Origin of the sequence: Acinetobacter sp. 102, from assembly GCF_037028485.1 — a bacterium.
GTDB classification, from domain to species: Bacteria; Pseudomonadota; Gammaproteobacteria; order Pseudomonadales; family Moraxellaceae; genus Acinetobacter; species Acinetobacter higginsii.
On record NZ_JAZEZK010000039.1, the window covers coordinates 1 to 5594 of the forward strand.

The window sequence follows — 5594 nt, forward strand, 5'->3', positions numbered from 1 at the left end:
TAAAAAATGAAAACCAGTGTATCAATCTGGTTTTGTCGGATACCCAAGAGAATTTTTCATTATGGGTTGAAAACTCAATCATGCAGTTTAAGCGTCATGATGACAGTAAAGATTTGGCATCGGATTGCCCAACATTAACCGTAACCAAGCCCTTATATCTAAAAATGATTACAGGTCAAATAAAAGGGGTAAAAGTCCTGCTTTCTAACGAAAGTAAAGTCAAAGGCAATCCATTGGAAATTGGAAAATTCTTTGCAATGTTTAAACGTCCAGACTCAACTTTTCCAATTGTCACTCGACCAAATGATTAGGATGAAATGACTGGGCTTAAAGAACCCTACCAAATTAAAGTCTCCGCTTTTATGTGCACACATTAGTGCACATAAATACAAAATTAGTTTAATTATTTCAATAATTTACAATCAATAAAAAAGCCTAACTTGTCTAAGTCGGGCTTTTTTATTGATTCTTCACGTTTCACGCCTAATATTTAATCATTGTTCCATATTTTTGATTAGCAACAGTCGGAATCGAGCATAAACCCTACATGCCAAAATTCATGCCCCGATCTCGCTTAGGTTGGGGCTGCTCCATTTCCTTTTTCCGTTCCTTCATTTGGACGATATTCGCTTCAATAGTTCGGACGTTTCGAGCAAATTCTGCTGAGCTTTGGCTACTTGTGACGAGACTGACCGTTGTGTGGTTGAGATTTTCTCCAGTACGTCCTCGTAATTCGTTGTAATTTGGCTCATCTCCCTGACTTTGCCATTGATCTGCTCGGTATAGGTCGCTGTATTTTTTTCCAATTCGTGAAATTGTGTCTGTATTGTCGATAATGACTTTTGTGTTTGCACTAAGTCTGTCTGTACGCTCTCCATTGCCTTTGATTGTGCTGATAAGGCTTGGATAATTTTCTTTTGCATCACGTCTAAACTCTGCTGTTGCTGCTGCAACTGAGTTTGTTGTTGCTGTAATTGCTGCTGTTGTTCTTCGATGATTTTCAATAACTGTGTTTCTAATTCGGTCATCACTTAATACCCCATCGGCACCATGAAGTTGTTCTGCCAATCCCCTGCGTCCTTGTTGATCTGAATACATAGACGTTGGGCTTTGCTGTTTTGCTGTCTGCATGTGCTGAACGTCAAACTGCCCCCCGATCGGTTCAGGTGATCCACTCGCATTTGTTTCTCGTTGATGGTCATATTGAGTGTCCGTATCTCGTTGTACTTGCTTTTGCCCATAAAACCGAGCGCAATAATGAGAATAATTAAAATAGCAGCTCCCAAAATCATTGCCATATTCAAAGTGGTAAGCTGTTTCAGTAGGCTTTTGTTCTGAACTTGCTGTTCTTTTGTCTGTATCTGCTCGTTCATTTGCTTTAAACGGCTCAATTTGGACTGTAGCAAGGCTTGGTACTGGTCGAGCTGCTTCTCGATCTGCTGTGAGCTGTTCTGTAGGTTCTGCGCTAATTTCTCGTCTGACTGCTGGATAGCGGTCGCTGTGATATTGGCTCTTGTGCTCAAGCTGTCTTTGATAATCTGTGACGTTTGCTCGATACCGCTCAGAAGTTGTTCCTCGGTACGTTGCAATTCGCTGTTGTACTTCTTGTCGATATTCGCCAGTAGCGCTAAAGCCTTGCTCATAAACCTCTCCACTTAAACGGATAGGACGTGTTGCGCCCTCGTATGGATTTTCGATTGATATTGATTTTTGGGTTTGTCGGGTGACTTTGATTTCATTCGATTCAAGCCATTCAACCAATTTTTGCCGATCGGCAACTTTGCCATCGACTACAGCTTGGTAAATCCTTTGGTGTAACTGATCTTTAAAATCCTTCACATCCTTGGGTAAGTTCTTCTTATTGATTAAAAGCTGCTGATTGTTCGGATCATCGGGATCATATAGTTGATGTTCTGCATTGGTAATCTGCTTAAACAGATCCACTCGATCTAAATCCACTGGCGCATAAAATGGCTGTAGCCGTTTGCCTGTCGAAAGCTCAACGTTTGGAATCACAAAATTCAGCTCAAGCCGTGTCTCTCCAGTATCTTGATTCACCTTATCTTGGTGCTGTACCCATAAAATTTGGTACTGATCTTTATCGAGACCAGGGAAAAGGCATTCCTCAAAATTTTGCATGATCTGCTGTTTATCCTGGTCAGATAAAGCATGCTCGTAAAAGGATAAACAACCACTGGTATATTTCTTGGCAAAAGGACTGCTATCAATCAGTTGAGCGGTCAAGTCAACATCACCACTTAAAACCTGTGCATGTTCTCGCTCTCTATCTTCACCAAGCAAATAATCTAGACAACCTTTAGATAATCCTGAACCATGTCTAAAAAAATCAACGATCATCTGGTCGTAACTCCCGAAGTTGTTGATCTATGGAAATCAACAAATGAAGTAACTTCACTTTGTCAAAAGTACCTGTCCCTGCAATATCCGTATTAATCGCTTTGGCAATCTGATTCACGTTATTACCTATACGACCCAATTCTAGGATTAAATTTCTCTCTGTCTTGCTATATGAAGATTCAACAATCTTTGTTGATTTAATTTTTTCAGCATCATCTGCTTTGGAATTATAAATCTTTGTTGCTTTATCTACTGCTGACTGACGTAGCAACTTTGCGATTGAACCAAAAGGATTATTGGCATCGAGCAATTGATATTCTGATTCTGAAAGTCTGACTTTAAACGTCCGTTCCCGTACTACTTTCTGTTTAGTTACTGAATCTATTTCCACTTGAACAATCCCATTCTTGGTCTAACCGGTTTAGAGGAAAATCTTTGATTTTTCTTTAAACCGGTTTTCGGGGGTATCGGGGGTGAAGCCCCTGATCAAGGTCACAGCTTAGCACTATTAAACGAAGTGAAATAGGGGTAACTGTGTATCCTTGCTTATTTAAAAAGGGAAAGAATTATTTATACTAAAATTTAATCAAATGATACAGTATATAAACCCTAATAAGAACTGGCATAAATCTTGTAAAACAATAGCACTCAACTCTTTCTCACCACCACCACAGCCCTCGCTTTGCTCAGGCAGATGGTGAGCGTTGAGAGAGTTTCGGCAATACTCTCCCTAAGGGCTGTCATTCAAAAAATAACACATCCCCTAAGTATTGCCGATTTAACCTGATTAGGCTGACGGAGCCACGCATCGGTCGTATCCGCACCATGCTTCACATACATGGCAGACAAGGACTAAAGGTACTGCACCTCTCCCCACGCGCTCCCTGTCGAAGTATGGCGGTATCTCTGCGAGGATTTCTCCAACATGCAACTTAACCAACCTATACAACTACTCTCAACGCTCCGCTTTTGTGGGATTCCCCTGTAACGGTTCAGCTCCTGCTTCTCAGCTTTCACTATCGCTACGATGCACCAGTGACACTTATTCCCTCCACATGCACCGCATATCTTCCTTAAAAAGGATGCACAGAAGCTGATAAGGCTCGAATACTGTCTATGTATTGCTTATTGGATGAACGAGAGTCAGGTAACGAAAGACTTTTTACTGATACAATGCTTGCCATTTTTTATCAATTTGATAGAATTTGAAAAGCGGTACAAGCCGAAAGGTGAAATCATAACGGTCGTCAAACCTTATGATCTTCGTTACTTGATGCTCGAACATCAAATAACTGCGTACCACCAAATTTAAGACAAAACCCCTCTAAGTTGCAAGACTCAGAGGGGGTTTTCTTTAGGTTTTAACAAAATTTTTATTTTTCTCTCCTACTAACTCATGCCCAATAAGGACTGCGTAGTTTTAATAAAAACAGGTATATTCTTGTAAAATATTATTTTATGATTCCATCATAAAAAATGATGGCTGTTATTATAATGTTTGAATTGAAAAGCTTCTATTAATTCAACACATATCAAAAATAGTATAGACAAGGAAATCAACATTTATGGATATTTTGAAGAAGGAAAGACAATGAAAGTTAAATTTTTAACGGTTTCATTGATGTTTATTTTGCCATTTTCTGTTTTTGCAGCAAATGGACAAGTCGAAAAAGCGGTCATTGAATCAAATAATGCGTATAAAACGAAATATAATTTAGACGATATGACAGAGTTTAATTATGCGCAAAAAGGCTTTATTGCCAAGCCAACAGGTCAAATTAAAAGTGAAAAAGGCAATGTGATCTGGGATTTTGATGCGTTTAATTTTTTAAATGATCCAGCACCAAATACTGTTAATCCTGCACTATGGCGACAAGCAAAGCTCAACAATAATGTTGGTCTATTTAAAGTGACAGATCGAGTTTGGCAAATTCGTGGTTTTGATTTGGCAAATATGACCATTATTCAGGGTGATACTGGCTGGATTATTGTGGATACATTAACCTCTAAAGAAACGGCTGAAGCAGCACTTAAATTTGCTAGGCAGCATTTAGGTGAGCAAAAAATTTCAGCCATTATCTTTACCCATAGCCATATCGATCATTTTGGTGGTGCATTAGGCGTTCTTTCTACAGAAGAAATTAACGCTAGAAAAACCCCAATTATTGCGCCACAAGGCTTTATGGAAGAAGCGACCAGTGAAAATTTGATGGCAGGTTCAGCCATGATACGTCGTGCGACCTATATGTATGGAACCTTTTTACCAAAGAATGCTGAAGGATTGGTGGATACAGGTTTAGGTAAGGCTGTTGCTGTTGGGAAAATGGGAATCCTTGAGCCTACACAACTGATCACCCAAGCAGAACAGAAAATGACCATTGATGGTTTGGATTTTGTGTTTTATAACGTGCCGGGTTCAGAAGCGCCAGCAGAGTTAACCTTCTCTATCCCATCACTGAAACTTTATAATGGCGCAGAAATTCTTTCGCATACCATGCATAATCTTTATACCCTCCGCGGTGCCAAAGTCCGTGATGCCTTAAAATGGGTAGGCTATTTAGACCAAGCAATGCAGCATGCCAAAGCATCCGATGTATTGATTGCACAACATCATTGGCCTGTCTGGGGCAATGACAATATTCAAGATTTTATTAAAACCCAGCGAGATGTTTATAAGTTCACACATGATCAGACGGTGAGATATATGAACTCTGGTTTTAATGGTGCTGAAATTGCCGAGAAAATTCAGCTTCCAGCGGCACTTGATCAAAAGCTATATGCGCATGGCTATTATGGAACCTTAAAGCATAATGTAAAAGCGATATACCAATACTATATGGGATGGTTCGATGCTCATCCTTCCAATTTAGATCCATTACCGCCTAAAGCTGTTGCAAAAAAATATATTGAGTTGGCAGGTGGGGAGAATAATGCATTAAAAAATGCGCGGGATGCCTATGCTCAAGCTGACTATAGATGGGCTGCCGAGATTTTAAAACATATTGTGTTGAATAACCCTCAAAACCAACAAGCAAAAGACTTATTGGCAAATACGTATCGTCAATTGGGCTATGCTGCTGAGGCTTCAACTTGGCGTAATTTCTTTTTGGTGGGTGCTCAAGAGCTACAAAATAATGTACCCCTACAAAATACATCTGATCCGAGTGATTTATTGATTCACACGCCAACTGAAAGATTTCTTGAAGCCATGGCGACAAATTTAGATGTGGAAAATT

The 5594-nt window shown here is 39.7% G+C and carries 4 protein-coding genes; 2 read left to right on the top strand and 2 right to left on the bottom strand.

Features of this window, described 5'->3' with window-relative positions:
• The coding region (locus WA352_RS21445; protein WP_336143867.1) for an alkyl sulfatase C-terminal domain-containing protein at positions 1–311 on the top strand (311 nt) is incomplete at its 5' end.
• A 232-nt stretch (positions 312–543) separates the two neighbouring features.
• Here WA352_RS21445 and WA352_RS21450 read toward each other — a convergent pair.
• Positions 544–2358 (bottom strand): relaxase/mobilization nuclease domain-containing protein, encoded by a 1815-nt coding sequence (locus WA352_RS21450; protein ID WP_004706791.1) that lies wholly within the window; start codon positions 2356–2358, stop codon positions 544–546.
• Complete coding sequence (locus tag WA352_RS21455) at positions 2348–2749, bottom strand: MobC family plasmid mobilization relaxosome protein (protein ID WP_004706792.1); 402 nt, start codon at positions 2747–2749, stop codon at positions 2348–2350. Before WA352_RS21455 ends, WA352_RS21450 begins: the two co-directional genes overlap by 11 nt.
• A 1200-nt stretch (positions 2750–3949) precedes the next feature.
• Between WA352_RS21455 and WA352_RS21460 the strand changes: the two genes are divergently transcribed.
• The coding region (locus WA352_RS21460; RefSeq protein ID WP_336143869.1) for an alkyl/aryl-sulfatase at positions 3950–5594 on the top strand (1645 nt) is incomplete at its 3' end.

Excerpts from the sequence above, each read along its gene's own strand:
- WA352_RS21450 (WP_004706791.1), bottom strand. The coding sequence starts at position 2,358 with ATGATCGTTGATTTTTTTAGACATGGTTCAGGATTATCTAAAGGTTGT.